This window comes from Nocardioides sp. P4_G4, from assembly GCF_056401085.1.
The window spans coordinates 1-3,303 of record NZ_JBFUKA010000162.1 but is presented as its reverse complement, the minus strand read 5'-3'; the positions used below and the strand labels follow the sequence as shown (position 1 = coordinate 3,303).

Genomic DNA, 3,303 nt, shown 5'->3' with positions numbered 1-3,303 from the left:
CTCCTCGACGCCGAAAAGGGGGCCAAACGTCACGGACTACCCCAACGGTGTGTGACAGACGGCGGTCGAGATTGCGCGGAGGCGTCACATCGCGAGACAGTGGTGGCATGACCCTCAACCTCGACCGTCACCGCGAGCGCCTCGACGCCGCCGTCGCCGCCAGCGCCGCGCGCACCTACTACTCGGCCTTCGACGAGTCCCCGTCGCCGCGGGTGTACGGCGAGTCCGCGGCCGCCGAGGGCAAGGCTGCGTTCGACGCCCTGCTGGACCGGCCGTTCCCGCTGGAGACCCCGGGCAGCGACGGCACCGTGGCGACCGAGCGGTCGCCGTACGGCATCGACCTCGGCGTGACCTACCCCCGCGTCGCCGACGTCGATGCTCTGATGGCCGCCGCGCGGGCCGGCATGAGGGCCTGGCGCGACGCCGGACCGGACGGCCGCACGGCCGTGTGCCTGGAGGTCCTCGACCGTCTGCACGGGCGGATCTTCGAGCTGGCCAACGCGGTCCAGCACACCAGCGGCCAGGCCTTCGTGATGGCCTTCCAGGCCGGGGGCGCGCACGCCCTCGACCGGGCGCTCGAGGCGATCGCCTACGCGCACACCGAGATGATCCGCACCCCGGCGACGGCCCTGTGGGAGAAGCCCGGCAAGTACCCGCTCCGGATGGAGAAGACCTTCACCGTCGTGCCGCGCGGCGTCGCGCTGGTGATCGGCTGCAACACCTTCCCGACGTGGAACTCCTGGCCGGGGCTCTTCGCCAGCCTGGTCACCGGCAACCCGGTCGTGGTCAAGCCGCACCCGGCCGCCGTGCTGCCGCTCGCCCTCACCGTCCAGGTCTGCCAGGAGGTGCTGGCCGAGAACGGCTTCGACCGCAACCTGGTCACGCTCGCCGCCGAGGGCCCCGACGACCGTCTGGCCGCGACGCTGGCCACCCGCCCCGAGGTCCGCCTCGTCGACTTCACCGGCGGCAACGCCTTCGGCGACTGGCTCGAGGCCAACGCCCGCCAGGCCACCGTCTTCACCGAGAAGGCCGGCGTCAACACCGTCGTCATCGACTCGACCGACGACCTCGGCGCGATGTGCCGCAACCTCGCCTTCTCGCTGGCCCTCTACTCCGGCCAGATGTGCACGGCCCCGCAGAACCTCTACGTGCCGGCCGGCGGCATCGCGACCCCCGACGGCACCGTCTCGCCGGCCCGGCTGGCCGAGGGCATCGAGAAGGCCCTCGACGGGCTGCTCGGCGAGGACGCCAAGGCGGTCGAGCTGCTCGGCGGCATCGTGTCGCCGGCGGTCGTCGAGCGCGTCGAGTCCGCCCGGTCCCGCGAGCGGGTCCTGGTCGCGGGCCGCGACGTCACGCACCCGTCGTACGCCGGCGCGACCGTCCGCACGCCCACCCTCGTGGGGCTCACCGCGGCCGACTCCGACGTCTACGAGTCGGAGTGCTTCGGCCCGGTGGCCTACCTCATCGAGACCTCCGGCACCGACGAGTCCATCGGCCTCTTCCGCGACACGGTCCAGCGTCACGGCGCCATGACCGCGGCCGTCTACTCGACTTCCGAGGCCGTCGTCGAGCAGATGCGCGACGCCGCCCTCGACGCCGGCGTCGCGCTCAGCGAGAACCTCCTCGGCGGGGTCTTCGTCAACCAGTCCGCTGCCTTCAGCGACTTCCACGGCACCGGCGCCAACCCGGCCGCCAACGCCTCCTACACCGACGGGGCGTACGTCGCCTCGCGCTTCCGGGTGGTGCAGTCGCGGCGCCACGTGTGAGGCGTCCTACGGTGTGCGCATGCTGATCCGCAACGCCCGCCTGGTGCCCGTCACCGAGCCCGCTCCGCAGGATCTCGTCGACGTCCTCGTCGAGGACGGCGTCGTGACCCGGGTCGGGCCTGGCCTCGTGAGCGACGACGAGGCCGCGACGTACGCCGACGTACTCGACGCCGCCGGCGGCTGGTTGATGCCGGGACTCTGGGACCAGCACGTGCACCTGGCCCAGTGGACGCTCTCCAGCGCCCGGCTCGACCTCGCCCCGGCCCGCTCGGCCGAGCAGGCCGTGGCCCTGGTGCGCGAGCGGCTCGAGGAGTGGCCGGACCTGCCCGTCATCGGCTGGGGGCACCGGCCGACCGCCTGGGACGAGGGTCCGGTCGCCGCCCACCTCGACGCCATCGACACCGAGCAGCCGATCGTGCTGATCGCCGGCGACGGCCACCACGGCTGGCTCAACACGGTCGCGCTGCAGATGCTCGCCCTGCCGACCCGCCAGAGCGTGGTGAGCGAGGCGGAGTGGTTCATGGCCTACGGCCGGCTCTCGACCGTGCTCGGCAGCGACGGCACCGGCCCGGAGGCCTACCGCCGCACCATGGAGAACGCCGCCGCGCTCGGCGTGGTCGGCGTCGTGGACTTCGAGTTCAGCGGCGGGGTGGCCGACTGGGCCGAGCGGTGGGCGGGCGGTGCGGACCTGATCCGGGTCCGGCACGCCTGCTACGCCGACGGACTCGAGGACGTCATCGCGCGCGGCCTGCGCTCCGGCGACCCGCTCGACGGCGACCGACGGCTGACGATGGGCCCGCTCAAGATCATCAGCGACGGGTCGCTCAACACCCGCACGGCCTGGTGCTGCGACCCGTACGCCGAGAAGGCCGTCCTCGGCTTCCCGGAGGGCCAGCCCAACCAGACGCCGGAGGAGCTGCGCCGGCTGCTGGCCCGGGCCGCCGAGCACGACCTCGACGTCGCGGTGCACGCCATCGGGGACCGCGCCGTCACCGAGGCGCTCGCCGCCTTCGCCGAGACGGGTGCGCGCGGCGGCATCGAGCACGTCCAGCTCACCACGCGCGACGACGTACGCCGGATGGCCGACCTCGGCGTCCGCGCCAGCGTCCAGCCCGCCCACCTGATCGACGACCGCGACGTGACCGAGCGGCTGTGGCCGGGCCGGTCCGAGCGCTGCTTCCCGCTGCGCTGGATGCTCGACGACGGTGTCGACGTGGTGCTCGGGTCCGACGCCCCGGTCTCGGTGCTCGACCCGTGGCTGGAGGTCGCGGCCGCCGTCCACCGCACCGGTGACGAGCGCGAGCCCTGGCACCCCGAGCAGTCGATCACCCCGCGCGAGGCGCTGGCCGCCTCGACCGACGGCCTCGGCACCGTCTCGCCCGGTCACCCGGCCGACCTCGTGCTGCTGGCCGCCGACCCGCTCGACGGTGTCGGCGACGCGGCCCACGCAGCCCGGCTGCGCGGCCTCGGCGACCACGTCGTCGCGACGTGGGTCGACGGTCGGGTCGTCCACCGGCGCTGACGGCGGGGTAGTCCG

General features: G+C 73.8%; 2 protein-coding genes. Both read left to right on the top strand.

Features of this window, described 5'->3' with window-relative positions; all coding sequences use genetic code 11:
- Positions 1-107: 107 nt before the first annotated feature.
- The gene (paaN, locus tag AC1DQF_RS21360; protein ID WP_477527233.1) at positions 108-1,766 is read left to right on the top strand and encodes a phenylacetic acid degradation protein PaaN; all 1,659 of its coding nucleotides are present in this window, start codon (positions 108-110) and stop codon (positions 1,764-1,766) included.
- A 19-nt stretch (positions 1,767-1,785) separates the two neighbouring features.
- Positions 1,786-3,288, top strand: coding sequence for an amidohydrolase (locus tag AC1DQF_RS21355; protein WP_477527232.1), 1,503 nt, complete (start codon positions 1,786-1,788; stop codon positions 3,286-3,288).
- The last annotated feature ends 15 nt before the right edge of the window (positions 3,289-3,303 follow it).

Bases quoted from the DNA above. Each gene is read 5' to 3' on its own strand.
- AC1DQF_RS21355 (WP_477527232.1), top strand. From the start codon at position 1,786: ATGCTGATCCGCAACGCCCGCCTGGTGCCCGTCACCGAGCCCGCTCCG.
- paaN (WP_477527233.1), top strand. From the start codon at position 108: ATGACCCTCAACCTCGACCGTCACCGCGAGCGCCTCGACGCCGCCGTC.